The organism is Telmatospirillum sp. J64-1 (assembly GCF_006980715.1).
In the GTDB taxonomy this organism is placed as follows: Bacteria; Pseudomonadota; Alphaproteobacteria; order Rhodospirillales; family Magnetospirillaceae; genus Oleiliquidispirillum; species Oleiliquidispirillum nitrogeniifigens.
Window position 1 is genome coordinate 76,277 of sequence record NZ_SBHN01000003.1, and the last position, 26,293, is coordinate 102,569.

General features: G+C 61.9%; 25 protein-coding genes and 1 tRNA gene. 9 read left to right on the plus strand and 17 right to left on the minus strand.

What is annotated here, in order from left to right; genetic code table 11:
- Positions 1-3: 3 nt before the first annotated feature.
- The 4 genes from EPD66_RS04045 to EPD66_RS04060 all read right to left on the minus strand — a co-directional run bounded on the left by EPD66_RS04045 (position 4) and on the right by EPD66_RS04060 (position 6,764).
- Positions 4-1,494, minus strand: coding sequence for an FAD-linked oxidase C-terminal domain-containing protein (locus EPD66_RS04045; protein ID WP_142847202.1), 1,491 nt, complete (start codon positions 1,492-1,494; stop codon positions 4-6).
- Positions 1,495-1,691: 197 nt separating this feature from the next.
- Complete coding sequence (ykgO, locus tag EPD66_RS04050) at positions 1,692-1,817, minus strand: type B 50S ribosomal protein L36 (protein WP_142847203.1); 126 nt, start codon at positions 1,815-1,817, stop codon at positions 1,692-1,694.
- Between the two features lie 250 nt (positions 1,818-2,067).
- Positions 2,068-4,752, minus strand: a complete 2,685-nt coding sequence (locus EPD66_RS04055; RefSeq protein ID WP_142847204.1) for a bifunctional acetate--CoA ligase family protein/GNAT family N-acetyltransferase — start codon at positions 4,750-4,752, stop codon at positions 2,068-2,070.
- Between the two features lie 92 nt (positions 4,753-4,844).
- Positions 4,845-6,764 carry a PAS domain-containing protein gene (locus EPD66_RS04060; protein WP_185961245.1) on the minus strand — a complete coding sequence of 640 codons (1,920 nt, stop codon included), beginning with the start codon at positions 6,762-6,764 and terminating at the stop codon, positions 4,845-4,847.
- 665 nt (positions 6,765-7,429) lie between these two features.
- On the opposite strand from EPD66_RS04060, the gene EPD66_RS04065 reads away from it, so the two are divergent.
- Positions 7,430-8,170 carry a LuxR C-terminal-related transcriptional regulator gene (locus EPD66_RS04065; RefSeq protein ID WP_142847206.1) on the plus strand — a complete coding sequence of 247 codons (741 nt, stop codon included), beginning with the start codon at positions 7,430-7,432 and terminating at the stop codon, positions 8,168-8,170.
- A 296-nt stretch (positions 8,171-8,466) separates the two neighbouring features.
- Here the strand turns inward: EPD66_RS04065 and EPD66_RS04070 are convergent, their stop codons facing one another.
- The 3 genes from EPD66_RS04070 to EPD66_RS04080 form a co-directional block, all read right to left on the minus strand.
- The gene (locus EPD66_RS04070; protein WP_370511858.1) at positions 8,467-9,255 is read right to left on the minus strand and encodes a LuxR C-terminal-related transcriptional regulator; all 789 of its coding nucleotides are present in this window, start codon (positions 9,253-9,255) and stop codon (positions 8,467-8,469) included.
- Between the two features lie 363 nt (positions 9,256-9,618).
- Positions 9,619-9,695, minus strand: a tRNA-His gene (locus EPD66_RS04075).
- A gap of 116 nt (positions 9,696-9,811) precedes the next feature.
- Complete coding sequence (locus tag EPD66_RS04080) at positions 9,812-10,975, minus strand: aminotransferase (RefSeq protein WP_142847208.1); 1,164 nt, start codon at positions 10,973-10,975, stop codon at positions 9,812-9,814.
- 258 nt (positions 10,976-11,233) lie between these two features.
- Between EPD66_RS04080 and EPD66_RS04085 the strand changes: the two genes are divergently transcribed.
- From EPD66_RS04085 to EPD66_RS04095, 3 genes are all read left to right on the plus strand, one after another.
- The gene (locus EPD66_RS04085) at positions 11,234-11,572 is read left to right on the plus strand and encodes a P-II family nitrogen regulator (RefSeq protein WP_142847209.1); all 339 of its coding nucleotides are present in this window, start codon (positions 11,234-11,236) and stop codon (positions 11,570-11,572) included.
- A 103-nt stretch (positions 11,573-11,675) separates the two neighbouring features.
- Positions 11,676-13,091, plus strand: coding sequence for a type I glutamate--ammonia ligase (gene glnA / locus EPD66_RS04090; RefSeq protein ID WP_142847210.1), 1,416 nt, complete (start codon positions 11,676-11,678; stop codon positions 13,089-13,091).
- Positions 13,092-13,303: 212 nt separating this feature from the next.
- On the plus strand, positions 13,304-13,570 hold the full coding sequence (locus EPD66_RS04095; RefSeq protein WP_142847211.1) for a PepSY domain-containing protein: 267 nt from the start codon (positions 13,304-13,306) through the stop codon (positions 13,568-13,570).
- Positions 13,571-13,658: 88 nt separating this feature from the next.
- Here the strand turns inward: EPD66_RS04095 and EPD66_RS04100 are convergent, their stop codons facing one another.
- Positions 13,659-15,674, minus strand: coding sequence for a methyl-accepting chemotaxis protein (locus EPD66_RS04100; protein WP_142847212.1), 2,016 nt, complete (start codon positions 15,672-15,674; stop codon positions 13,659-13,661).
- Positions 15,675-16,017: 343 nt separating this feature from the next.
- Between EPD66_RS04100 and EPD66_RS04105 the strand changes: the two genes are divergently transcribed.
- Positions 16,018-16,518, plus strand: coding sequence for a DUF421 domain-containing protein (locus EPD66_RS04105; protein WP_142847213.1), 501 nt, complete (start codon positions 16,018-16,020; stop codon positions 16,516-16,518).
- A 24-nt stretch (positions 16,519-16,542) separates the two neighbouring features.
- Here the strand turns inward: EPD66_RS04105 and EPD66_RS04110 are convergent, their stop codons facing one another.
- From EPD66_RS04110 to EPD66_RS04120, 3 genes are all read right to left on the minus strand, one after another.
- Complete coding sequence (locus tag EPD66_RS04110) at positions 16,543-17,025, minus strand: DUF1772 domain-containing protein (protein WP_142847214.1); 483 nt, start codon at positions 17,023-17,025, stop codon at positions 16,543-16,545.
- A gap of 58 nt (positions 17,026-17,083) precedes the next feature.
- Positions 17,084-18,913 (minus strand): SLC13 family permease, encoded by a 1,830-nt coding sequence (locus EPD66_RS04115; protein ID WP_142847215.1) that lies wholly within the window; start codon positions 18,911-18,913, stop codon positions 17,084-17,086.
- 283 nt (positions 18,914-19,196) lie between these two features.
- Complete coding sequence (locus tag EPD66_RS04120) at positions 19,197-19,550, minus strand: zinc ribbon domain-containing protein YjdM (protein ID WP_142847361.1); 354 nt, start codon at positions 19,548-19,550, stop codon at positions 19,197-19,199.
- 340 nt (positions 19,551-19,890) lie between these two features.
- Here EPD66_RS04120 and EPD66_RS04125 point away from each other — a divergent pair, with 340 nt between their 5' ends.
- Complete coding sequence (locus tag EPD66_RS04125; protein WP_142847216.1) at positions 19,891-20,535, plus strand: hypothetical protein; 645 nt, start codon at positions 19,891-19,893, stop codon at positions 20,533-20,535.
- 73 nt (positions 20,536-20,608) lie between these two features.
- Here the strand turns inward: EPD66_RS04125 and EPD66_RS04130 are convergent, their stop codons facing one another.
- Positions 20,609-21,106 carry a hypothetical protein gene (locus EPD66_RS04130; RefSeq protein ID WP_142847217.1) on the minus strand — a complete coding sequence of 166 codons (498 nt, stop codon included), beginning with the start codon at positions 21,104-21,106 and terminating at the stop codon, positions 20,609-20,611.
- Between the two features lie 173 nt (positions 21,107-21,279).
- On the opposite strand from EPD66_RS04130, the gene EPD66_RS04135 reads away from it, so the two are divergent.
- From EPD66_RS04135 to EPD66_RS04145, 3 genes are all read left to right on the plus strand, one after another.
- A complete protein-coding gene (locus EPD66_RS04135) occupies positions 21,280-21,459 on the plus strand; it encodes a hypothetical protein (protein ID WP_142847218.1) in 180 nt (59 codons plus the stop codon).
- A gap of 54 nt (positions 21,460-21,513) precedes the next feature.
- The gene (locus tag EPD66_RS04140; protein WP_142847219.1) at positions 21,514-22,149 is read left to right on the plus strand and encodes a helix-turn-helix transcriptional regulator; all 636 of its coding nucleotides are present in this window, start codon (positions 21,514-21,516) and stop codon (positions 22,147-22,149) included.
- 356 nt (positions 22,150-22,505) lie between these two features.
- Complete coding sequence (locus tag EPD66_RS04145) at positions 22,506-23,264, plus strand: RES family NAD+ phosphorylase (RefSeq protein WP_185961247.1); 759 nt, start codon at positions 22,506-22,508, stop codon at positions 23,262-23,264.
- A gap of 91 nt (positions 23,265-23,355) precedes the next feature.
- Here the strand turns inward: EPD66_RS04145 and EPD66_RS04150 are convergent, their stop codons facing one another.
- Genes EPD66_RS04150 through EPD66_RS04170 form a run of 5 tightly spaced genes read right to left on the minus strand, consistent with a single transcriptional unit; the run spans position 23,356 to position 26,265 of the window.
- A complete protein-coding gene (locus EPD66_RS04150) occupies positions 23,356-23,763 on the minus strand; it encodes a 3TM-type holin (RefSeq protein WP_142847221.1) in 408 nt (135 codons plus the stop codon).
- A 2-nt stretch (positions 23,764-23,765) separates the two neighbouring features.
- Positions 23,766-24,170, minus strand: a complete 405-nt coding sequence (locus EPD66_RS04155; RefSeq protein WP_142847222.1) for a glycoside hydrolase family protein — start codon at positions 24,168-24,170, stop codon at positions 23,766-23,768.
- 2 nt (positions 24,171-24,172) lie between these two features.
- Positions 24,173-24,370: a hypothetical protein gene (locus EPD66_RS04160; protein WP_142847223.1), complete on the minus strand. Its 198-nt coding sequence runs from the start codon at positions 24,368-24,370 to the stop codon at positions 24,173-24,175.
- 25 nt (positions 24,371-24,395) lie between these two features.
- A complete protein-coding gene (locus EPD66_RS04165) occupies positions 24,396-24,920 on the minus strand; it encodes a DUF4376 domain-containing protein (protein ID WP_142847224.1) in 525 nt (174 codons plus the stop codon).
- A complete protein-coding gene (locus tag EPD66_RS04170) occupies positions 24,913-26,265 on the minus strand; it encodes a pyocin knob domain-containing protein (RefSeq protein WP_142847225.1) in 1,353 nt (450 codons plus the stop codon). Before EPD66_RS04170 ends, EPD66_RS04165 begins: the two co-directional genes overlap by 8 nt.
- Positions 26,266-26,293: the final 28 nt, after the last annotated feature.

Sequence of the window (26,293 nt, forward strand, 5' to 3'; positions counted from 1 at the left end):
GCGCTAGAACCTGGGCAGATTGGGGAAGGGAATATTGCCGCCCGAGACATGCAGCTTGCCCAGTTCGGCACAGCGGTGCAGCGTCGGGAAGACCTTGCCCGGATTGAGCAGGTGCTGCGGGTCGAAGGCGCATTTCAGCCGCTGCTGCTGCTTCATGTCGTCTTCGGTGAACATGCTGCCCATCAGGTCGCGTTTTTCCACGCCGACACCATGCTCGCCGGTCAGCACGCCGCCCACCTCGACGCACAGCGTCAGGATATCGGCGCCGAAGGCCTCGGCCTTTTCCAGCTCGCCCGGCACATTGGCATCGAACAGGATCAGCGGATGCAGATTGCCGTCCCCGGCATGGAAGACATTGGCGACGCGCAGCCCGTATTGGTTGGACAGCTCCGTCATGCGGGTCAGCACTTCGGGCAGGCGGCGGCGCGGAATGGTGCCGTCCATGCACAGGTAATCGGGCGAGATGCGCCCGACCGCCGGGAAGGCGGCCTTGCGCCCGGCCCAGAAGGTCTGGCGTTCTTCCTCGGAATTGCTGATGCGGATGGAGGTTGCGCCGGAATTGCGCGCGATTTCGGACACCCGCTCGATCAGGTGGTCGACCTCGACCTCGGGGCCATCCAGTTCGCAGATCAGCAGGGCCTCCACGTCCAGCGGATAACCGGCATGGACGAAATCCTCGGCCGCCTTGATGGCCGGACGGTCCATCATCTCCAGCCCGCCGGGAATGATGCCCGCCGCGATGATGGCGGCCACGCAATCGCCGCCCGCCTCGTTGCTGGGGAAGCCCATCAGCAGGGCGCGGGCCGTCGCCGGCTTGCGCAGGATGCGCACCGTCACCTCGGTGACGATGCCCAGCAGCCCTTCCGACCCCGTCACCACGCCCAGCAGGTCATAGCCGTCGCTGTCCTGATGGCGCCCGCCGAGGCGGATGATGTCGCCGTTCATCAGCACCATTTCGATGCCGAGCAAGTTGTTGGTGGTCAGGCCGTATTTCAGGCAATGCACCCCGCCCGAATTCTCGGCCACGTTGCCGCCGATCGAACAGGCGATCTGGCTGGACGGATCGGGGGCGTAGTAGAAGCCCTTGTGCTCCACCGCCTTGGTGATGCCGAGATTGGTCACGCCGGGCTGGGCGACGACGCAACGGTCGTCATAATCGATCTCGAGGATGCGGTTGAACTTGCCCATGCCGATGGTCACCGCATCGGCCAGCGGCAACGCACCGCCCGAAAGCGAGGTGCCGGAACCGCGCGGCACCACCTTGACCTCGTTCTCGTGGCAATAGCGCAAAATGCGCGAGACCTGTTCCGTGGTCGAAGGCAGGACCACGATCATCGGCAATTGCCGGTAGGCCATCAGCGCGTCGCATTCATAGACGCGCAATTCCTTTTCGTCGGTGATGACCGCCCCGGGCTCCGGACAGATGGCCCGTAAGGCTTCGACGATGCTCGGACGCCGGCCGATCACGGCGGCATCGGGTTCGGGCATGCGCATTTGGCGCTTATCCTCCCTCTTAAATGGTCATACCAGTTTAGAAGGTGGGGCCAGCCCATGCAATGCCCCAAGGGCAATATCCGGAAATTTATCCGGAAAAGCGGCGCAAGAATCAAAAACGGCGCCCGAAGGCGCCGTCTTGATGGGGAAAGCCGAAGCCTTCCCGCAGGACCAGGCCGTAACAGCCCGGCGCTGTCTCAGCCCTGGCGGGCCTTGAAGCGCGGGTTCTGCTTGTTGATCACATAGACCCGGCCCTTGCGGCGGACAACGCGGCAGTTCTTGTCGCGCATCTTGGCCGACTTCAGCGAGTTGCGAATCTTCATGACAAAATCCTCTGTCTCTTTCCGTCCACGCCACCCGGCGCGACAAGGGGCTTTCCGGAGGCGGCGAACATAAGCAGCGTCCGGGGCATTGTCAACATGGATTCGGGGGAATTAAGCCGTGACGCAGCAAATCCGCATCACGCTCTCAGTTCCTATGTTTGCCCTCTGCCCAAGCGCGCACCTCGGCGTGCTTGGCCGCGTCCTCAACGGTCGCTCATCGCTGCTTGCGTCACATGTAACGCAGGCAGTTCTATTCCCCCGCCGCCTGTTCCTCCGCTCCCGGGCCGTGCAGCACCTTGACCATCTCGACGATGCCGTCCTCGGTATGCCTGATCTTGAAGCCCAGATGCTTGGCCAGTCCGATCATGCCCCTGTTCTCGCGCATGGTCTCGCCGGCGATGATCTTGACCCCGCGGTCGCGGCAATAATTGGTCACCTTGTCCAGCAGGGTCGAGCCGATGCCCAGCCCCTTCAGGTCCGAACGGATGATGATGGCGAATTCCGCATGTTCCAGATTGGGGTCCAGTGCGATGCGGGCGACGCCGAAGGTTTCCTCGCCATGGGTCGCGATAATCGCCATCTCGCGGTCGTAATCGATCTGGGTCAGGCGGGCCATCTGCACATGGGGGATCGCCTTGACCAGCCCGAAATGGCGGAACCGGATATCGTCGTCGGACAGGCGGGAATGGAATTCGTGATGGGCCGGCTCGTCCTCCGGGCGAATGGGACGCAGCAGCAGCACACGCCCGTCCTCCAGCGTGTATTCCTCTTCCAGTTCCTTGGGATAGGGACGGATCGCCAGGCGGTCGCCCTCGCACTCCGCCACGCTGACACGCACATCCAGGGCCAGGATGCCGGTCGAATCCACCAGCAGCGGGTTGATCTCCATCCCCCGGATCTGGGGGATGTCCACCAGCATCTGGGAAATCCGGCACAGCGCCACGCCGATCGCGTCCACATCGGCCGCCGGACGGTCGGCATAGCCTTCCAGCAGCCGGGAAATCCGGGTCTGGCTGATCAGGTCGCGGGCCAGGTTCATGTTGAGCGGCGGCAGGGCGACGGCACGGTCGGCCAGCACATCGACGGCGGTGCCGCCATGACCGAACACAAGGACCGGCCCGAAGACCGCGTCGTCGGCCACGCCCAGCACCAATTCCTGGGCCCCCGTCCGGCGGGACATGGGCTGGACCAGGAAGCCCTTGATGCGGGCTTGGGGAAAGGTCGAGGAGACGCGGGTGCGCATGGCCTCGGCGGCATGACGCACTTCGTCCGCCGTGGTGAGGTCGAGCACCACGCCCCCCACGTCGGATTTGCGGGTGATGTCCTCGGACCAGATCTTCAGCGCCACCGGCAGGCCCATCTCCTGGGCCTTGCGCGCCGCTTCCTCGGGATCGGCGGCCAGGGCGGTGGGCACGGTGGGAATGCCGTAGGCGGCCACCACTTCCTTCGACTCGCGGTCGTTCAGCCGCGTCTGCCCGGCCGCCAGGGCCCGGCGCACCACGGCCTTGGCGTGCTCGGTGTCGGGCTGGAAATGGATACCCTTCGAGGACGGCGTCTCGGTCAGGATTTCCTGGCTGCGGCGGTGATGGATCAGGTGCATGGTCGCCGCCACCGCCGCCTCGGGCGTGTCATAGGTCGGCAGCCCCGAGGCACCGAACATCTCGCGCGCCGCCTGCACGCTGCTGCCGCCGATCCAGCAGGTGGCCACCGGCTTCTTGCGCCCGGCCTTCACCGTCTCGGCCACGGCCATGGCCACTTCCGTGGCCGAGGTGAGCGCGCCCGGCGCATGCATCACCAGCACCGAATCGACCTCCGGCGCCTCCAGCAGGATGGACAGGGCCTGGGCATAGCGTTCCCCTCCTGCCGTCAGCAGGATGTCCAGGGGATTGCGCCGCGACCAGTTGCGCGGCAGCACGGCATCCAGCTTGGCCACCGTCTCGGGCGCCAGGTCCGCAGGCTTCCCGCCCTCGTCCAGCAAAGCATCGGCCGCCAGCATGCCGATGGCGCCGGAATTGGCGATGATGGCCATGCGGTCGCCCTTGGGCGGCTTGGAACGCGACAGGGTTTCCACCGCCTGGAACATCTCTTCGATGTCGCGCACCCGCAGGATACCGGCGCGGCGCAGGGCGGATTCATAGACCTCGTCGGCGCCCTGCGAACTGGGGCCGTCCGGGCTCGCCACGCTTTTCCCCTCGATCCCCCGCCCGGTCTTGATCGCCAGGACCGGCTTGTTGCGGGCGGCGGCACGGGCGGCGGAGATGAATTTCCGGGCGTCTTCGATATGCTCGATATAAAGCAGGATCGCCGTGGTGCCGCCATCGCCGCCCAAATAGTCCAGCATGTCGGCGAAATCCACGTCCAGCGCCTCGCCTAGGGCGACGAAATGGGAAAAGCCGATCTTGCGCTCCTCCGCCCAGTCCAGCACCGCCGTACACAGGGCGCTGGATTGCGAGACGAAGGCCAGCTTGCCCTTGTTGGCGTCGCAATGGGCGAAGCTGGCGTTCAGCCCGACATGGGGCACCAGCACGCCCACCGAATCGGGCCCCAGCAGGCGCATGCCGTGGCGCCGCGCCTCGGCGAGGATCTCCTGGTTCAGGCGGTGCCCTTCCTGGTCCAACGCGCCCACCAGGCTGTCGATGACGATGGCCGCCTTGGTGCCCCGGACGCCCAGGCGGCGGACGAGATCCGGGATCTGCTCCGCCTCACCGGCGATCACCGCCAGTTCCGGCACCTGGGGCAGGCTTTCCACGTCGCGATAGGCATAGACGCCCTTGACCGCCAGATGGTCCGGGTCGACCGGCATGATGGGGCCGTTGAACCCGCCGCGCAGCAGATTGTCCATGATCACGCTGCCCTTCGCCTCGGGGCGGTTCGATGCCCCCAGAACGGCGATGGAGCGCGGGCGGAACATATATTCCAGGTTGCGGATCGTCATCGGCGGGCCCCACTTCTGCTATCGCCGCAAGACTACCCCAAGGGCGCCCCTTTTTACACCCCGCATGAAGGTTTTTTCGCCGCCGCCGCCGTTCAGCGGCGCCCCAGGGCCTCGCCCAGGACGACGCGCAGACGGGCGGGATTGACGGGCTTCCGCAAGACGGGGAAAGGAATGTCGCCGCCCATGTCGGCCTGCCCGGTATCGCCGGTGAACAGGAAGGAGGGGATTTCCTTGCCCAGCCGCGTCTGCAGGTCCTGCAAGGTCTTCACGCCGTTATACTGGCCACGCAGGCGCAGGTCGGAGAGGATCAGGTCGGGCGTGATGCCGCGCCGGGACAATTCCTCCACCAATTGCTCGCCATCCAGCGCCGCCACCGTCACGCAGCCCCATTCGTCCAGCAGCATGCGGATGGCCTCCAGGATGTCGCGGTCGTCATCGACCACCGCCACCACCGCGCCGCGCAGATCGACCATCAGGTCGTCGTCATCGTCGTCATCGGCGTCCAGGTCGTTCCAATCCTCGGACAGGGGGACCTCGACGGCGAAGACGCTGCCCTTGCCGACGCGCGAGCGCAGGTCCAGCCGATGGTTGAGCAGCAGGGCCAAGCGGCGCACGATGGCCAGCCCCAGGCCCAGCCCCTTCCCCTTCTCGCGGGTGCCGTCGCCGCCCTGGAAGAATTCCTCGAAGATTTCCAGGCGCTGCTCCTCGGGAATGCCCGGCCCGGTATCCCAGACCTCGATCCGCAGCACATTGCCGCGCCGTCGGCAGCCCAGCAGGATGCCGCCCGACCGGGTGTAGCGGATGGCATTGCTGAGGAAGTTGCGCAGGATGCGGTTGAGCATGGCCTGATCGCTGACCACCGCGGCGCTGGAGGGCGCGACGCGCAGCCGCAGCCCGGCGGCTTCGGCCTGCGGGCGCAGCTCGTTCTCCAGCCCTTCGAGCAGATCGTTGATCATGAACACGTCGGGCTTGGGCTTCAGCACCCCGGCATCCAGACGCGACATGTCCAGCAGCGCGTCGAACATCTCTTCCATGGTGCGCAGCGAGGTGCGCAAGGAATGCAGGATGTTCCGTCCCGGCCCCTCGTCCACATGGCTTTCCAGCGCCATGGCGAACAGCGCCAGGGCCTGCATGGGCTGGCGCAGGTCATGGCTGGCGGAAGCGAAGAAGCGCATCTTCGACCGCACCAGCCGCTCGGCCTGCTCCTTGGCCTCCTGCAGCTGGTCCAGGGCGCGCTTTTGTTCGGTCATGTCCTGGAACAGCACCACATGGGCGGCGCTGCCGCTGAGATCGACCTGCTGGGCGGCCCCGACGGCCCAGAAAGGACGGCCATCGGCGCGGCGCATATTCCCTTGCAGGAAGACCGGCTCCCCTTTCTCGCGCACCTCGTCGATGGCCTGGATCTGCGGCTCGTCCATGAAATCGGCGCCGGGACGGCCGCGCAGGCCGCCCGAGGCATATCCCAGCATCCGGTCGGCCAAGAGATTGGCATCGATCACCGTCCCATCCTGGCGCATCACCAGCATGGGCAGCGGGATCGCCTGGACGATGGCGCGCAACCTCTCCTCGCCCCGGTGCAGCGCGGCCTCGGCGGCACGCTGGCGGGTGACGTCGGTGAAGGTGCCGAGGAAGCGCCATAGGCTGCCGTCCTCGCGATAAAGAGGCTTCATCTCGATGCGCGCCCAAAAGCGTTCGCCGCTTTTGCGATACTGCAGAAGTTCGACTTCGCAGGGCTCTACATGCTTGATCGCATCCGCCAGTTTCCCTGCGGTCTCGGCCGAACTGTCGGGCCCCAGAAGGAAGCTTAGATCGCGCCCCACCACTTCGCGCGGATCGTAGCCGGTGATCCGCGAAAAGGCGGCATTGGCGAAAACCACCGGATTGTGGGGCCTGGCAGGATCGGTCAGGACCATGGCTTGCGGCAGGGCATCGATAACGGCACGAAGCTCGGCGCCATCGAGACTGCTGTGATGAGTGCTTGCCTGGACGACGCGGGATGTCTTGAAGGCCATGTGGCTGCTGTCCCCTGGTCCTCGATGTCTCAATGCGGTGGCCGGCGACGGAAACGGTTCGAGGCAAACCTTTGTGGATGTAGTCGAACCAGACGGGACACCGCAAAAGAGGCAGGGGCGGCCCATCATCGTCTTTATGCCGGCAGTATGTCCTTAGAGAATAACCAACAACGGCGCATAGTGTTGTGCAATTTCGAGGTGGATTCAACACTGGGAAGACCACGAATGTGGGTCCCATGCCTTCTGTCTGGGGCAGAAGGCGGTATTTTTCCGCTCGGTTCTATGCCTGCCCTGCATTGAAGGAGATAGACACAGACCCCATGCTTTTGCCGTGAGGCACGACGACTTGCGTCTAGATTCTTAATTCGTTGGTGTTACCTCCACCCGTTAGGCCTGTAACCCTGCGAATCAGGATATATATTTCATCCATATTTTCTTTCGCGTCCCGTCCAGGACCCATGTACTATGCCTCCTCGCAAGTCCTTGAATCTGCATTTCTTCGGCCGGGAGGGACGGGATGCGGAAACGACAATGCCGTCCGGAGATGGCCGTCCCTCCGCCTCGGGGAAAGGCCCCAGTGTATGGGAAAGGCCCCCGCCTATCAGGGGTCTGGACTGAACCGGACGGCTGCAACCGCATCCGTTTCACCTTGACTAGGCAGAGCGATGACCGAAGTCCCCCATACTGAATCCACCAGCCCCAACGAATCGCAGGTCTCGGCCTCGGTCGCCATGGCCGTGGACGATGAAAGGCTGGTCGACGAGATCGTCGGTCGGTTCGATAAAGCAGAGCGTGAAAACATGGTCGTCTATGACGATCCGGATTTTCTCGCCTCCAACCCGCTTCTGATCCCCGCCGAGGTGACCATCGTGGCCTTGCCAGTGATGCGTTACCTGGCAAAGTTCCACCTCGAAGCCCTGAACGAATTCTGCAACAACAACAAGGTTGTCCTGCTGATCCGGTCACAGGATTTCCTTGATTCCATCGGTTATCTGGAATTCGTGGAAGGCGTCGTCTTCGTCGACTCGACCATGGACCGCATCCGCGACATCCTGGATCTGTCCAAGGCCGGTTATTCGATCCTGCCGCCGGCGGCGGTCATGGACATCGTCACCGACCGCTTGCGATGCGACACGATCGCCAAGCTCAATCCCATCGAACTCCACATCCTCGACCAGGTGCGGCTGGCCAAGACCAATCGCGCCATCGCCCGCAGCCTCAATCTCACCGAAGCCAATGTGAAGACGAAGGTGCGCGCGATCCTGAAGGCGCTGAAATTCCAGAACCGCACGGAAGCGGCCGTCTTTGCCGCCCGTCAGGGCGACATGATCCGCCGCCAGATCGAGCAGCGCCAGGAAGAGATGGAGGAGACGGGACCCGAGCGGGAGCGCGACATCCTGCATTGAAGAACGGCTCCCGATCCATCCGGAAGCCGTTTTCATTTTTCCCGCAGGCTCCGGCCGGAGGGCGACCGCCACTCAAGGCGCCCTGCCTCGGTCGCAATGGCATTTCCGCAGAGCAGAAACGAATGATCGGGGACGGAAAAGGGATTCGCGCCACGGCGGCCCCAGGCCATGACCGGGGGCCGCCCGCCCGCAAGTGATGCGGGCGGAGCATATGCGCCGAGGCAAGAGTAAGGGAAGAAGGCCAGCCCCTGGCGGTCACCGCACCGGCGACGTCAACAGGAGCTGCTTAAGCGTGATCACATACTCTGGGCGGGCATGCCGCTCATGACGGGGCGGGCGCCGGGCTGCTGGGGCTGCGGACGCGGCGGGGCGTTCTCGCTGGACAGGCCATTGTTCAGGGCCCAGATGGCGGCCTGGGTACGGTTGGCGGCGTTGATCTTCTTCAGCACACCCTTCAGGTGGACCTTCACCGTCGCCTCGGTGATGCTCAGCTTCTTGGCGATCACCTTGTTGGGGTGGCCGTTCAGCAGGCAGCGCAGGATCTGGATTTCACGCTCCGACAGGCCTTCCAGATTGGCCGAGGAATTCGACGGACGATAGGCGTCCACTTGGCCGGAAACCAGCAGGGCGGCAAGCTTGGTGGGGAAGACTTTCTCGCCCAGCAGGACCAGCTTGAGGGATTGCTGCAGGGCGTCGGGGGAAATGTTCTTCAGCAGATAGGCATCGGCACCGGCTTCGAAGCAGCGGGCGAGATGATGGATGTTGCGGGTCGAAGCGGCCAGGACGACGATCTTCACTTCCGGATACTTCTCGCGCATCGACTGCAGCAGGTTCAGATCATCCGTGCCGGCATCGAACTCCACCAGGGCGATGCGCGGACGCTGCCCTTGTTCGAGGCGGACCATGCCTTCACTGAGATTGTCTGCCTCATCCGAAATAACAAAAGTAGAGTTGTCCAGGAGCCTCTTCAGGCCTTCACGAAACAGCTTATTAGCGTCAATAAGAAGCATATCAACAGACTGCATGAGTAACCCCCATAGCTTTTGACCAGCCAGGGATTGGCTGAACTTGCCACTCCGGCTCATCCTGGTGTGATGAAAAAGGTTCGTGGCCTCGTCTTGTGTTGATTATTTATCCAATTGAGCGCTTTGATCCCACCTTCTGTAGGAGGTAGCTTCGCGTGCATAGTCGGTATATTGCGGGCGGGACGCTCTTTTGGTGATACCGAGTTCGTTATGCTTCCGCGCGAACGGTCTCAGAAACCGTTTGATAACAAGGGATTAGCACCTATGCCCCGCGAGGCGGCGGCGGCGGCACGCGAAAGCGTGGCAGCCTGTTCCAAAGCGATTGTGCCTATGGAAACGCTTTTGGAGACCGCAGAAACGCCTTTTGGCGCCGTCGGCCGGGGCCGGGCGCGAAAAGGAAGTACCTATTTAGGAGAAGGAGAGTGGGGCGAGTGACCGGATTCGAACCGGCGACATCCAGGACCACAACCTGGCGCTCTAACCAACTGAGCTACACCCGCCACCGCGAGAGGACGAGACGTTTACCGCCAATCACTCCCCTCGTCAAGCACTAGATCGCGATGCGGATTCACCGCCCCGCGATCGCGTCTTTCATGCGCCCTCAGCCCCCCTCGCGTCAGGACCGGGAGAAATGCCGCGCCAGCCGCGCGATCGCCTCTTCCAGGGCTTCCTCGCTCTTGGCGAAGCAGAAACGCGCAAAATGGGTGACGTCGGATTGCTGGTAGAAGGCGCTGACCGGAATGGCCGCCACACCAGCCTCGGTGGTGATATGGCGGCAGAAGGCCACGTCATCGCCCTCGAAACCCAAGGGCCGGAAGTCCACGTTCAGGAAATAGCTGCCCTGGGTCGGCAGGACGGAGAAGCCGATCTTCTCCAGCCCCTGGGCCAGCAGGTCACGGCGGCGCGCCAATCCGCTGCGCAGCCCGTCGTAATAGGCATCATCCTTGGCCAGCCCCTCGGCCACCGCCGCCTGCAGATTGGGCGGCGTCGTGAAGGTCAGGAATTGATGCGCCTTGACGATCGGCGTCATCAATTCGGGACAGGCGATGGTCCAGCCCACCTTCCAGCCGGTCAGCGAGAAGATCTTGCCCGCCGACCCCACGCGCACGCAGCGCCGGCGCATGCCCGGCAGGGTCATCAGCGGAATATGCCGGTTCTCACCGAATACCAGATGCTCGTAGACCTCGTCGCACAGCGCATAGGCGTCGTAGCGTTCCAGCAATCCCGCCAGGAAAGCCAGTTCGTCGGCATCGAAGACCTTGCCCGAGGGATTCATCGGCGAATTGAGCAGCAGCAGCTTGGTCCGCTCGCTGAAGGCCTCTTCCAGCGCCTGGCGCGGCAGCGTCCAATGCGGCGGCTCGACCCGCACCAGCTTGGGGATGCCGCCGGCCCGGCGGATGATCGGCAGGTAGCTGTCGTAAAGCGGCTCGATCAGCACCACCTCGTCGCCCGGCTCGATCAGCCCGAACAGCACGCAGGCCAGCGCCTCGGTGGCGCCCGAGGTGACCGCCACCTCCTTCTGCCAATCCACCTCGAGGCCATAGAAGCGGCGGGAATGATCGGCCAGGGCGCGGCGCAGCTCGGGCAGGCCGAGCATCGGCGGATATTGGTTGCTGCCCGTCGTCAAGGCACGGGCGGCCGCCTCGATCAAATCCGCCGGCTCCAGCCCCTCGGGGAAGCCCTGCCCCAGATTGATCGCGCCCGTCTCACGGGCGAGCAGGCTCATGACCTCGAAGATGGTGGTGCCATAGGAAGACAGGACGGCATTGGCGGGTTTCACCGGACATCCCTCATTTGCTGACAGGAGGTTACAGAGCGGCGATACCTAGCATGAAGCGCTTCCCTCTCCTAGATGCCCCCGCACCCCCGATCTTACTGCCTAATTAATAATCATCAAATGCCTTATCTTAAGGCATAAGTATCCGGCAAAAGCGTTGTAAGTCCTTTGTTTTTCCCCATGGCGGAACTGGCATGGACCGTGCTACATGATTGCTGCGTGTTGACGCCCGGTTCAACGAGCAGCAGAGACTAGTCGTTCATGAAGAAGATCGAAGCGATCATCAAACCCTTCAAGCTCGATGAAGTGAAGGAAGCCCTTCACGAGATCGGTCTGCAGGGGATCACGGTGACCGAAGCCAAGGGTTTTGGCCGCCAAAAAGGCCATACGGAGCTGTATCGCGGCGCCGAATACGTCGTCGACTTCCTGCCCAAGGTGAAGATCGAGCTCGTGATCGAGGACAGCCTCGTCGAACGGGCCATCGAGGCGATCCAGCAGGCAGCCCATACCGGCCGCATTGGCGATGGCAAGATCTTCGTGACGAACATCGAAGAGGCCATTCGTATTCGTACCGGCGAAAGAGGCACCGACGCCATCTGAGCCGACGCATCCGCCGGAGCGCGAGCCGCCGCGCCAGTGGATGAGTAACGCAAGGGGATAGCGGCTCGCCGTTCCATCACTTCACAAATACTGGGAATTTACCATGTCCGACGTGAAAAAGGTCCTGGATATGATCAAGGAAAACGACGTCAAGTACGTCGATTTCCGCTTCACTGATCCCAAGGGCAAGTGGCAGCACACCGCCCAGCACGTCAGCACCGTCGATGAGGACCTGCTGACCGAGGGCATCATGTTCGACGGTTCGTCGATCGCCGGCTGGAAGAGCATCGACCAGTCCGACATGATCCTGATGCCCGACCTGTCGACCGCGGTCATGGACCCCTTCGCCGCCCAGGCCCATCTGATCATCTTCTGCGACGTGGTCGAGCCCGCCACCGGCCAGCTCTACGACCGCGACCCCCGCTCCGTCGCCAAGCGCGCCATCAAGCACCTGGAATCCACCGGCATCGGCGACACCGCCTATTTCGGCCCGGAAGCTGAATTCTTCGTGTTCGACGACGTGCGCTATCAGGTCTCGATGGACCACGTCTTCTACAAGCTCGATTCCGAGGAAGGCCCCTACGCCACCGGCAAGGAATCGACCGAAGGCGCTCCGCAGCACGGCCACCGCATCCGCGTCAAGGGCGGTTATTTCCCGGTTCCGCCGATCGACAGCCAAGTCGACATGCGCGCCGAGATGCTGACCGTGATGGGCGAGATGGGCCTGCCCATCGAGAAGCACCACCACGAAGTGGCCCCCTCGCAGTCGGAACTGGGCGTCAAGTTCGGCACCATGCTGCAGGCCGCCGACTGGATGCAGATCTACAAGTATGTCGTGCACAACGTCGCCCATTCCTACGGCAAGTCGGCCACCTTCATGCCGAAGCCGATTTTCGGTGACAACGGCTCGGGCATGCACGTCCACCAGTCGATCTGGAAGGAAGGCAAGCCCCTCTTCGCCGGTTCGGGTTATGCCGACCTGTCGGACACCGCGCTGTACTACATCGGCGGCATCATCAAGCATGCCAAGGCGCTGAACGCCTTCACCAACCCGTCGACCAACAGCTACAAGCGCCTGGTCCCCGGCTTCGAAGCCCCGGTCCTGCTGGCCTATTCGGCCCGCAACCGCTCGGCCTCCTGCCGCATCCCCTATGTCGCCTCGCCCAAGGGCAAGCGCGTTGAGATCCGCTTCCCCGATCCGTCCGCCAACCCCTATCTGGCCTTCGCCGCCATGATGATGGCCGGCCTGGACGGCATCGAGAACAAGATCCATCCCGGCGACCCGATGGACAAGAACCTCTACGACCTGCCGCCGGAAGAACTGGCCACCGTCCCGACCGTGTGCGGCTCGCTGCGTGAAGCTCTCGAATCCCTGCGTGCCGACAGCGCCTTCCTGACCAAGGGCGACGTCTTCACCCAGGACTTCATCGACAGCTACATCGAGCTGAAGTACGAGGAAGTCTACGCCTTCGAACACACCCCGCACCCGATCGAATTCCAGATGTACTATTCGGTCTAATCCGAATAAGCCCATCTGCGGCTTCCACCGCCCCGGCAACGGGGTGGGGGACCAGTCAGGATCGAAACATGGAAAACCCCTGCCGCCTGATGACGGCAGGGGTTTTCTCTTTGTCGAGCGAGCTCCGGGCACCACCAAAACCTATCCGAGAAAAGAACCGGAACATCATGCTCTAGACGGCGTTAGCCAGAGGACATTCCAAGGAGGTCCCCATGAGCAAATCCCCCCTCGGCTTCGCCTTGATCCTCTCCCTCGCCTTTGCCCCGGTCGCCACCAAGGCGGAGGACCGTCCTCCGACCCCCGAGGAGCGGGCACAGATCGAGGAGGTTCTGAAGACGGAAGGCTACACCCGCTGGGACAGCATCGAGCTTGACGATAGCGGCGTGTGGGAGGTCCAGGACGCCATTGCCGCAGACGGGCAGGAATACGACCTCATCCTCGATCAGCAATTCCGCATCATCCGCCAGGATCCCGACTGAGCCCCCCGGGCGCGCGGAAAGCAGGACCCGGAATCGGAAACGGCGCCGCATATGGGCGCCGTTTCCTTGTTCCCTGATGCCAATGCGATCAGGCGGAACGGACTTGCCGCAGGAAGCTGTCGACTTCCCTCTTCAGCCTCTCGGCATTCTGGCCGAGCTGCGTAGTGGCCTGGACGACCTGTTCCGAGGCTGTGCCCGTCTCCCGGGCCGCCTGGGTCACGCCTACGATATTCGAGGACACCTCGCTGGTCCCCTGCGAGGCCTGCTGGACGTTGCGCGCGATCTCGTTGGTTGCCGCGTTCTGCTCCTCGACGGCACTGGCGATGCCAGCCGAAGTCTCGCTGATCTCGGTGATGACCTCGGCGATCTGCTTGATGGCTTCCACCGCGCTGTGGGTTTCGGTCTGGACGTCGGAGATCTGGCGGCTGATTTCCTCGGTCGCCTTTGACGTCTGGTTGGCCAGCGATTTCACTTCGTTGGCGACGACGGCGAAGCCCTTGCCCGCCTCGCCTGCGCGCGCGGCCTCGATCGTGGCGTTCAGCGCCAGCAGGTTGGTCTGGCTGGCGATGTCGTTGATCAGGCTGACCACTTCCCCGATCCGTTCCGCCGCCTGCGCCAGCTTCTGCATGACTTCGCGCGTCTCGCCGGCTTTTTCCGCCGCGTTCTGGGCGGTGGCGGTGGAGCTTTCGACTTGGCGGGCGATCTCGCGGATCGAGCTCGACAGCTCCTCCGCCGCGCCCGCAACCGTCTGGACATTGGCCGAGGCCTGTTCGGCAGCGGCCGCGACATTGGTGGATTGGCGCGTCGTCTCTTCCGAAACGGACGCCATCGACTGGGCCATGGCCTCCATCTGGGTCGCCGCCGACAGCACATTGGTAATGACGGCACCGACGCTGTCCTCGAAGGACGCCGCCAGCTTCTCCATCTCCGCCTTCTTCTCGGCCTCGGCCCGCTTCTTCGCCTCTTCCTGCTCGGCCTCCATCCGCTTGACGCGGATCGCATTCTCCTTGAAGACCTGCACCGCCTGGGCCATGACACCAATCTCGTCCTTGTGATTGGTCGCCGGAACGATGGTATCCAGCTTACCGGCGGCCAGGGACGTCATCGCGGCGGTCATCCCGCCGATCGGCCGGACGATACCCGCGGAGATGAGGACGGCCGTTACGCCGCCGAGCACGATCGCGATACCGGCAACGGTCAGGATAGTGAACTGCATTGTCCGGCCTTGATTGAGCGTCGTGGTCAGGACATTGGCAAGCTGCTCACCCTGCTGCCGCTTGGTTTCCAGCACGGTCTCGGTGAAGTCCCTGCCCTGCTGGACCATGGCCTGGTCCATGAGGCGATCGGCATCGAAGGCGATCCGGCTGATCTCCTGGAAGGCCTTCCTGTATTCTTCCGACAGGTCGACCGTCTCGCGGATCAGGCCGCTCCACTGGCTTTGGTTCAGGAAGCCGTCAAGCTCGCGCATCCGCTCGACGAAAAGATCGAGATATCTTTCCGTCTCCTGGGCCAGATCCTGCGTAGGAGTATCCAGGAAACGATAGGCAGACAATTGCGCCAGCATGAACGCCTCGCGAGCGGAACCAGCCCTGACGGCAAGCGAAGGCAATTGCTCCCGCGCGGTCTCGTCCACGAACTGCGTCAGCTTCTCCCGGGCTCGGGGCGCCAAGGCGTCCAAGGCCTCCATCCTTTTCTCATCCTGAAGCATGTAGAGCCTGGCCGCCTGATTGAATGTGAGGGCAAAGGCATCCAATTGCTGCTGCAGGTTCTGCAGGAGAGTCCTGCGGCCCTCGGCGCGCGTGGCGTTGATAAGGGCAGAAATCCGTTCCTGCAGGGCATCCTTCTGCCGGTTCACCTCGGCGATCCGGTCATCATCCACGTTCAGCCGGAACAGGGCGACATCCCGGCGCAGTTCCGTGACGTCGTTCTGGATTTCCGTCAGCGTGACCGTGTTCCTCGAAACGCGCGCATAATCCTGAAGACTGGTGAGACTGCTGCTTCCAGTCATCCAACTGCCCGCAGCCAGCCCCACCAGGAGCAGCAGCACGACAAGGAAACCGAGGGCGATACGCGTTCCGACCTTTAGCCTCGACATAAATTCCATGGAAGGTCTTAGATCCCATTAAAAGGAAAAATTTTATAGAAAAGGGAGGAATCCTCTTTTCCCGTCAGCTGAAAAATAACAAGAACTCACCTCGACTCGCCAGGGGAACATAACCACAGAAACAGCAAAACATTTGCACAACCATTGCGCATAAACTCGGCACAATGATTTATCCAGAGTAAACCACATATCTCATCTGGTCATTTTGCGAAATAGACTTCAAAGAATTATGGATAATGCTTGTTCCCCAAGGAACTCTCCGGCCTCTCGCGCCATTAGCACAGCATGAGAAGACGAGCCGGCCCGCGCATCATTCCGGGCCGACAGGAAAGGAGGGGGTTCCATGGAAAAACTCTTCTCCGTCAAATGGGCGGAGATGTTCATCCCAAGTCACGCCATCCTGGACATCATGGTGAGAGGGACGTTCATGTACCTCTCCCTGTTCATCATCCTGCGGTTCTTTCTCAAGCGGCAAACAGGGGAAGTCGGTATCGCCGACCTGCTGGTCATCGTCCTGATCGCCGATGCGGCGCAGAACGCCATGGCCGCGGAATACAAATCCGTCACCGAAGGCATCGTCCTGGTCGGCACCATCGTCTTCTGGAACATCGCCGTCGACTGGCTGGGCTACACCTTCCCCCGCCTCCAATGGCTCACCCGCCCCTCTCCTCTCTGCCTGATCCGGAACGGCCAACTGAACCGCCGCAACATGCGACGGGAATACATCACCGAAGAGGAATTGATGGCCGAACTCCGCCAGCAAGGCGTATCGAGCCCGGAGGAAGTTCAAGAAGCCTATATGGAAGGGGATGGCCGGGTCAGCGTCGTGAAGAAGGATCGATGACGCCGCACCAGAAGCCGAAAGCCCTCATTGCCCGGCAGCGAAGGTCAGCAGAGCCGCTGCCGCGAGTGCCGCCACGGTGCGGGCGTGGTTCCATTTCGTCCAGGCGGCAAGATAATGCGTCCATTCCGCTTCGAGACGCGGATCGGAAGGTGGAAGCCGGGCCAGCCTCTTGTTCAGCGGGACATTGAAGAAGACCGTCACGCCGATCGAACCGCCGAGATAGAGAAGCATCGCGGCCAGGGCGGCAAGAGAGGACGCCTCTCCCGGCGAGGCCAAGGCGGCAATCCCGAGCAGCAGGCAGAGGATGCCGCTGCCGAAAAAGGCGGTGAAGAACAGCGGGTTGAGCACCGTCACATTGATGCTTTGCATCGCCGCCGCGCCGCTCTCCACCGGCAGGCGCGCCAGTCCCCGCATGACGAAATTCGAGAAGGCGAAGAAGATCCCGCCCACCAGTCCCGTGCCGGTCGCTGCCATGATCAGCAGAATGAACGTCACGTCGTCGGTCATCACCGCATCCAGCCCGATCCGTGGGAAAAGGAACTCTCTGTTCTATCTCAAGCCGCGCCTAGAGTGGAAGCAGCCAGGGGACCAGGATGACGGTCGTGACGAGCGCGACCAGGGTGAAGGGAACACCGATCTTCACGAAGTCGCCGAAGGTGTAATTACCCGGCCCGATCACCAGCGTGTTCACGGGCGACGATACCGGCGTCATGAAGGCGGCCGAGGCCGCGAGCGCGACAGTCATGGCGAAGGGATAGGGAGAGGCCTGCAATTCATGGGCGACCGCCAGGGCGACCGGCGCCATCAGCACGGCCGTCGCGGTATTCGAGATGAACAGCCCGAAGACGGCGGTGATGGCGAACAGGCTGGCGAGCACGAAACGCGGACTGGCCTCACCGACGAAGGACAGCAAGGCCGATGCCGCCATGTCCACGCCCCCCGTCTTCTGCAACGCGATCGAAAAAGGCAGCATGCCGACGATCAGCACCAGGCTCTGCCAGTGGATCGAGCGATAGGAACTGTCGAGGTCGACGCAGCGCATCAGCCCCAGCAGCAGACAGCCAATCAAGGCGGCTTGGACGTTGGGCACGATGCCGCTCACCATCAGCCCGACGACCACCGCCAGGGCGATCAAGGCATGCGGCGCGCGCGAAGCCGCCGGGACGACTTCGTCCAGTTCCGCCGGAAGAGTGAGGACGATCATGTCCTTGGAACTGGCCTGTAGCCGACGGATCGCCTTCCACGACCCGATGAGCAGCAGCGTGTCGCCGGCCTTCAGCTTCTCGTCCAGCAGGCTGTTCTTCAAGGCAGTGCTGCCGCGCCGCAAGCCGACGACATTCAGCCCGTATTCCGACCGGAACCGGGCACTGACGACCGTCTTGCCGATCAGTTTCGAGGTAGTCGGCAGCATCACCTCGACCATGCCGATCTCCTGCGACCGGTCGGAGAAGTAATTGCCGGTCAGAGGCAGCTTCCTGAGACGGAAACGCGCGTAGACCTCCTCGATGTCGATGGTCGGGGCGACCAGGTCGAGATACAGGACGTCACCGGCATAGACTTCAGTCTGAGCCGTCGGAGAGACGAATTTGTGGCCGAAACGGCTGTTATGTTCGAGCGCGATGATATTCACGCCCGAGCTGCTCCTGAGATTGAGCTCTTCCAGGGTCTTGCCGACCAGAGGCGAATCGGGCGCGACGCGCAGCCGGTATTCCCGCTCGGCCAGCCCATACTCCCTGATCCAGTCGGCCAGACGAGGCTGCTTGCTGCCCGCAACGGTTTCGGCCTCCCCCTTGGTCAGCCAGCGGCGGGCAAAAAGCATGTACAGGATGCCCAGGGCCAGCAACGGCAGGCCGAAGGGCGTGATGCTGAAGAAATGAAAGCCGTCATAGCCGTGACGGATCAGTTCGCTGTTGACCACCAGATTGGGCGCCGTCGCGACCAGGGTCATCATGCCGCTGATCAGCGCGGCGACGCTCAGCGGCATCATCAAGCGCCCCGGGGCGATCTTCATGTTGTGCGCGATGCGCAGGACCACCGGGATGAAGATGGCCACGACGCCGGTCGAACTCATCATCGACCCGATCCCGGCCACGATGACCATCAGCAGGATGAGCAGCCGGGTCTCGCTGGCCCCCGCCCGCGAGATCAGGAAATCCCCCAGCCGTTGCGCGACCCCGGTCCGCACCAGTCCTTCCCCGATGACGAACAAGGCCGCGATCAGGATGATGTTGGGATCGCTGAATCCCGACAAGGCCTCGTTCATGCTGATCACGCCGGTCAGCGGCAGCACCGTCATCATGATCAGCGCCACGGCATCCATGCGCGGCTTGTTGACGGCGAACATGGCGATGGCGACGGCAAGCAGCGCCAGGACGATGGTCAAGTCGGAAATCATTTTATTGTAATTCATCTCGACGGGCTGGGGACGAGATACTATGTCACGACCCATAAAAAGGGAAGATCACTTGCCCAGCCAGTAGAGAGCTCCCTATGCCACGATCTGTTCAGAAGAAATTCTGGCAAGGAACAGATGTGCGCCCCGCCCGGCGACAGGGATGCGCCACTTTCTCCAGAACAGCCCCGGCCTGCGGCGGACAATAGAAAGCCCCGGAAACGGCACGCTTCCGGGGCTCTCACCGAGGGCACTCGAAGTGCTCGGGCGGCAGACGGCATTCCTGCTATGCCTTCTTGACGAATTCCGACTTCAGGTTCATCGCGCCGATCCCCTCGATCTTGCAGGCGATGTTGTGGCCATCGGCGCCGTCCGTCAGGCGGATATTCTTCACTTTGGTGCCGCCTTTGACGACCAGGGACGAACCCTTGACCTTCAGATCCTTGATGACGGTCACGCTGTCGCCATCGGCAAGCACATTGCCGTTGGCATCCTTGACCACATCCTCGTCCGCCCCTGTGGCAGAGGCCGCAGCATCCAGCTGGTCCCATTCATGGGCGCATTCCGGACAGACCCACAGGCTGCCGTCCTGATACACATGCTCAGAACCGCATTGGGGGCATTTCACGTCACTGTCCATCATCGACCTCGTTGTTCATGGGCCAGCTTTGCTCTGTTAACGCAAAGGCCGGCTGGGATACCCCAACCGGCCTTTGGTCAACCCCTTGCGGGGCTATCGAATTTTGGTGGGCGCACAAGGACTCGAACCTTGGACCCGCTGATTAAGAGTTGTCTGATTTTTCTAATTTTGTCAATGATAGTTTGCAGATTTCAGCGGGTTTCTCGGGCGCGAAGAATCAATGGGTTACAAAGATAGTGCAAACCAAAATTAGCCGTCTTCTACCCGCCCTCCTCCTCATCTCGGGCCCCGCCCTAGCTCACCCCGGCGGACTCGATGCCCATGGGATTACGGACCTCGCATGAAGATCAGGGCTGTGGGAGGGGCAGAGACAGATAATGCAGCCCTCGGACATGGCATAGGGGAGCTGATAGAGATTCGCCGCATCGGGCTCAATGACCACGGTTTCGTCCGCACTGCGCGAAAAGTCGTGGAGTACATTGAACGCGGCATGGCACCGTATAGCAATGATTCGCCCTATAGGACTTGGCTTGCCGAAGCAGGCCGCCAAGCCAACGCGGGGGACCTAAGCCAGGTCCGTCTCGACGCCTGGAACCAAGTGCAGGCGGCGTTCGCCCGGCGCACCCGTGAAAGGTTCGACGCCCTGGATGCGTATGTCGCTTCGGTCGAGAATGGCGCCAGGCCTCAAGGGCGGTTGACTGAGGAGTTACGCGACCTATCGGGGAACCCGATATTCGCTCCTCTGTACGAGCGCTTTGAAGCCGCGCGCGGCAGCCGTCGTCAACTGCAAAGGGCGAGGGCAATTCGCCTCATTGAGGCTCTGGAGAATGGTGGCAGCAGCATGTTTGACCCGAGCATGTACGCCACCCTCAACCGGAGTTCTCCCGACGGCCAGGGGATGTACGTTGACCTGCTCCCACGTTTTCAGGCCGCCGTTGCGAGTTGCAGTGCATTGCGGCCAAACTATAGGCGCAAGAAGGGATAAGGGCGGCCATAGCGCGACCATCAACCATCCCGGTGAGCCCCAACTGACTGACGCGGCATCCTCCGCATACGGATCAACGCGCCTGGGCCTGCTCTTTCAGCGCCTGTAACTTGGCCTCCGCGGACTGGGCGCGATCCTGCGCAACCTTTAGCGCTCGTTTGAGATCCTCAATCTGTGCATCCGCCGCGGCTCGCTGCTCCGCAAGCAGGCCAAAGGCTATCTCTCGCTCATGTGCAACTGCTTGATCGAGCGCCCCCTGCATGCTTGTCACCAGTTTCGCCATCGCCTCGCTGACCGCCAGGGGAAATTGCGGATCTCGCTGAAGCGGGAGATCATCCTTCCGCATCACGCCCAACACTTTCATGCGGAGCGAGAGGTTAATCGCCGGATCCCGCAGGAAATACCCGATCAGCTTGGCCAGGGTCTCGTCCACTTCGTCCGCATGCTGCAATCGATAAAGCGTGCTTACTCCGCGGCCACTCAACTCTGCCAAGCGCTGAAGGGCGCGCGCCCCATCCTTCTCGCCTCCATTAAGCTCAATCGCCGCTTTCAGCATTTCCTTCCCGGTCACCGCACCCTCCTTCCTGGCTAGCGTCAACCTTGCCGGAAATACCCTCCATCCGTCAATCCATGGTAGATAAAATTCACCTTACGTAAATTTCTCTCTTGCTTCGGGAATTTACGTGAGGTAAATTTTGATCATCGAGAGCGGCGATGGAGCCGCCAAACTCAAGGAGAGCCGAGATGACCCGCGAAGACACCATCGCCGCCGCCGCCGAAGCCGCTTTCAACGAAGATCGCTTCATGGTCGTCGGCCTGCACCCCTACTTTGGCTGGGTTTACCGCGACGCCGAAGACACCGCCGCCCTGGCGGAACTGACCGAAAAGGTCAAGGTCAATTCCGATGGCGAGATGGTCGATTAATAGCCCGCAATAGCCCGCCGCCTCGCGCGGCGGGCACCACCCCAGGAGGAAGCAATGCCCTTCACCCCCAGCCAGATCGCCACCTTCCGCGCCGACCAGACCTGCAGGATCAACATCAGCATCGACAGCGCCGATTACAGCGCCCGGGATAAAAACACGGTTTACGCCCTGGACGTGGAGGCAGTCGCCGGCGGCGTGAACGTCGAGACAGTTTGGTACGCCACCCATTACGATGATGGGCGAGATATCAAGGTCGAGCCGCGGCCCGATAATGCCGACGAGATCGGCAAAGAGATGCACGCCGCCCTCATGGAGCGCGAAGAGAAAATCATCGACGCGATCAGGGAACGGGTTTTTATCGAGGAAGAGGGGGACCCCGAAGAGGCGGCGGACGAGGCAAAGGCGGCCGAGGCGCAGAAGGATCGAGAAGAGATCCTGGCCGATCTGCGGCGGGAGGACGACCTTATCCTGGCGGCCAAGCTGCGCCCCCGGCTTAAGCATCTCGGCATCACCCAGAAGGAATTTGCCGCCGCCACCGCTATGAGCGAAAAGCAGGTGTCGCAATGGTCAACCGGGGCAGCCCCCACCCCTGCCTGGGTGAGCCTGCTGCTGGATTGCCTGGAGCACCTCACTCCCCAGGGGCGGGCGGAGGTGCTGGAAACAGCGATGGGGAGATCGAGGAAGGGATAGGGTCTCTCCCCTCCTCGGGAACTGTCTCGCACCCTCCGCATACGAAGCAAGATCGCCGCTGCAAAGATAAACCCTCCCCACATCGGAGGGCAGCGCCATGCCTAGCTATCTCGAGCCTCGATCGCCTGGGCAAATCGCCCGAGCCATATCCCTGGTGCTTGACCACTTAGCTGAGGAGGCTGGCGACGCGGAGCTGCGCTATCTCGCCGCGGCGATCGAGGTGGCGGCGGCCATCGCCCGAGATGCGGCCAGGGCGGAGCCACTGCATTGACAAAATCCTTCAAGACTCGCGCGGGGGCTTGAACAGAGGCGGTATTTACGTAGGCTTTCCCCGCAACAAAGGATGGGGGGGTGATATGATCTCGTTCGCGAGCTGGAACAGCTACAGCACCTTCGCAAGATGTGTCATGAGAGAGCGCAGGTACATTCATTCTGAGGAGGTGCTCGCTTTCCTGGAAGCTCTGGTGGCGACGAGCGCTTCACGCATGGTCTCGATACCTGCAGGCAAAGGCTTCTTCAGAGCACAGCGGGGGTGCGCTGAAGAGGAAGACCAGTACGCCGGAAAAGTTCCTAAGCCGTATCCCCCGGAGAGGATGAAGCCGCGAGCGGACCAAGCCAGCGAAGGCAGAGTGAACCCCAAAGGCATCCCCTGCCTTTATGTAGCAACAAGTCCAGAGACAGCTCTATCAGAGGTACGCCCGTGGCTGGGAAGCATAGTCTCTATTGGCTATTTTGTGACGAACCGCCCACTGAAAATCGTGGACTGCTCGGGCGATGAAAGACCTTTCTCTCTGGGGTGGATGTTTGGCGATAAACTCTCTCGCGAAGAGAAGGAAAAAGCGGTCTGGGGCTTCATCAACAATGCATTTTCGGTACCTGTCGCATCAGAAGACGACAGGGCTCATTATGTACCCACTCAAGTGATCGCAGAATGCTTGAAAACAGCAGGATATGACGGAGTAGCCTATCGCAGCTCATTTGTTGACGAGGGACACAACATCGCTCTATTCGACATAACCGCAGCAGATATTACTGCCTGCGAGATCCACGAAGTGACTAAGCTGCGCTACAGCCACAAGCCTATTGATAACCCTCGATACTACTCACTGATTTAATAGCAAAGCCTCTAGGGCTTGGCCGAAAGAGCCTCCCCTCCCAGGCCACATTATGAGCCGCGACGGCAAGCGCCAGATCGCGGCTCACGTGTTATCGGGCCACACCCTTGAGTTTTTCAAAACTCCGCAGCCCAGCAAAGCCCAGCATGGCCAGGGTCAGCTCCAGAAGCGCGCCATCCAGGCTGGGCAGAGGCGGCACATCCGCCCCGGCCACCGCCACGCACCATGGCACCAGGGGACGCAGCAGGAACTCATAGCCGAAGCCTGCCACGCAGACCCACCCGATGCCCGGGCGCCAGCCTGCCACAAACAATGAGCGATGCTTGGCCTCGGTGCGGTTGAGGTCGATCTGCGCAGCATCGGCCTGGGTCAAGGCAAGCATCAAAGACGCCTCGGCCTCCTGCTTGGCCTTATCTGCGGCGGCCTTGTCCGGCACCACCCGATCAATGATGGTGCCGAGCAGGGGGGCAAGGATGGGGATCAGAGCGGGAAGAGCCATGGTCACCCCTCCCGGATCATCTGAGCGATCCGCCGCGCCCGCTGGCCCACCTGGCGCGCCCAGAGGCTATCCAGGGCCTCGGCGGCGGCGCGGGCATAGTCCCCAGCCTCCATCGCTCCCAGCATCTTCCGAAACTGCGCCAGGGTCGGCACGCCCATGTTGTAGGCCATGTCGTAGAGGGCTTGGCGGCGGACATCGCTCATGCGCTCCGCCCAGGGCCAGCGGCGGTGCACCTCGGCAATGGCCTGATCCAGGCGGTGGCGCAACAGCCACTCGGCCTCTTCTCGGCTGATCTGCTCGATGTTTGTGCCGTAGCCGATGGTCAGCTTGCCCGCCGGGCAGCGATAGGGCTTATCGCGGTAGCCCTCGGCCGAGCGGATGTGCGCGCGAAGCGGTTCGAGATCCATGGTCACCCCTCCTTACAGGCCCTGCTCACCCGGCGCCGGTCGCGCACTTCCAGGGCAAACAACCAGAGCCGCCCCAGCGCCAGCAGACCGCCGCAGATCGCAGCAATCCAGATCATCCAGTGTTGGCTCTGCACCGCCCACCAGGGCAGAGCAGCAGCCGTGGTGCCGATCCCCACATCTACGGCAGTCTTTTGCGGCAACGATGCCTCCTTGATGAATGGCGGGTTAGGATGCGGGGAACGAGGCGAAAGCAGCATCAATCTCGGCCAGGGTGGTTATCCGACCGGCTTGGATATCGGCGGCGAGATGCGCCTCCAGCGCAAAGCACCCGGTGATATGCTGGCGAGCTGCGATAGCCATCTCGCGCATCTGCGCGTTGGTGACCGGCTCAAAACCATGCGGAAATTTCCAGAGTTCGCCATCCTGCCGGACGCCAAGCGAAATCGCCTCCAACTCCGCCAGATACTTGCCCTGGCTGGCCTCGTCGGTCCGCAGGTGCCAGCCATTCCAGTCGCATCCGCCGATCTCGGCCCGCCAGCGGCGCTCGGCCAAATAATCAAGCAGGTCCTCGCGAGCGAGCGGCGGAGCAGGCATCTCGACCCACTCGCCACCCTTCCATTCGTGGTTGGGTGATGGTCGCAGCGGCACCTCAATCGTGCCCTCGGGATAGGACTCGCGGATGTCCTCGGGGACCTCGCCGATGGCCTGCCAATAACCGCGTCCAGGATGATAAAATCCGCACTCAGACATTTATTGTCTCCGCCCAATAAAAAATCCCACCACCCTCGACACGATAATAGTGCCTTGGCGGAATGATTACGTTGACGTTGCCGTTATAACTATTACCAATGTTATTGCCCCCGGCATTCCCCACAGTTGTCCATACAGAATTGTCAGGAGACACTTTAAATGCTTGGGCTCCTGTGCTTGAGCCTCGCCCCATAACAGCTACCTGCATGGATCTGTTGGTGGGGTTTTGGTATGTCGTGTTGATCTGCCTCTGCGCCGTCACATCCTGCCAAGTCTGGCCGATGCCGAGGCCCGGCGGCGCGTAATTGCCGATGTTGTCGGTGGTGATGTATTCCGTCCACGGACTCCAGATATTGCTCGCCATCCGACGCATAAAGGTTCGGTTGGCGTGCTGCGGCGTAAATTCTTGTTTACGATGGTTTGTTACATCGGCTGCCTCAGTATGCAAGTAACCGTAGGCCTGCATGGGCAAATCTGCGTGAGGCGCTAAGTAGTAAGACCCACCATTGGTGAGTGTGTTTGGGCTGGCATTCCTTAATGTAACTGTGTTGGTTGCGATGCCGAACTGCGCCAAATGACTGTTAAGGGCATAGCGCGCGTCTTGCTCGACCTGTGACCATTGCAGCTTGTACCAAGGTTGCCAGACACCGTTTTGCTTATCACGCCTCCACAAATAAGTGTTACTCGCGCCCTCGTTAGCAGTGGAAAAAGCATGCACAGTTTGTGTTACATAATTTGAATTGTGCGCTTCAACAGAGCCCATCCACCATGTGGCGGAGCCTGACTCGACTGGAGAGTTCGCGGCATTGTTCCCCATATAGTCGCCATTTTCTAAGGCATCGTTCCAGTCGGTGATGGTCTGGCACACCCGACCGAGGCGGGCGGGAAGAGCGTTCTCCACATCCCCAGCCTGCAGTAAGCGCCGATCCTGCTGCCCATCAAAAAGAAGCGCCGCCCAATCCGAGCTGCGGGTCCAAATCGTCCCCGCCGCCGCATACCAGGGCCTGGAGGTGCCCGCGCCGGACTTAGCTAGCAGCATCAGCAGCGCCGCCGGAGCGACGCCGAATACCGCCTTAGCGCCGCTGGCCCAGTTGACCAGGTTGTTATTGTTGCTGCTGGCCAGCACAGTGTTCCGCGCCAAGGTCGGCGGGCTCCCGGCATTCACGGTGCCAATACCAACCTCGAAGGCAGAACCATCGGTCATGCAGTAGCAGGTGGTATTTCCGGCGCCGATACCGCGCAGGAAGGTAACCTTGGAGGCATTGGCCGCACCCCCCAGGGAGATGGAGCCGACGCCGGTAGTGGTTGTCGTTTCGTGGACCCTGTCTGCTAACTCAAAGGGCATTACACGCTCCTGGCATAAAAAAAGCCCG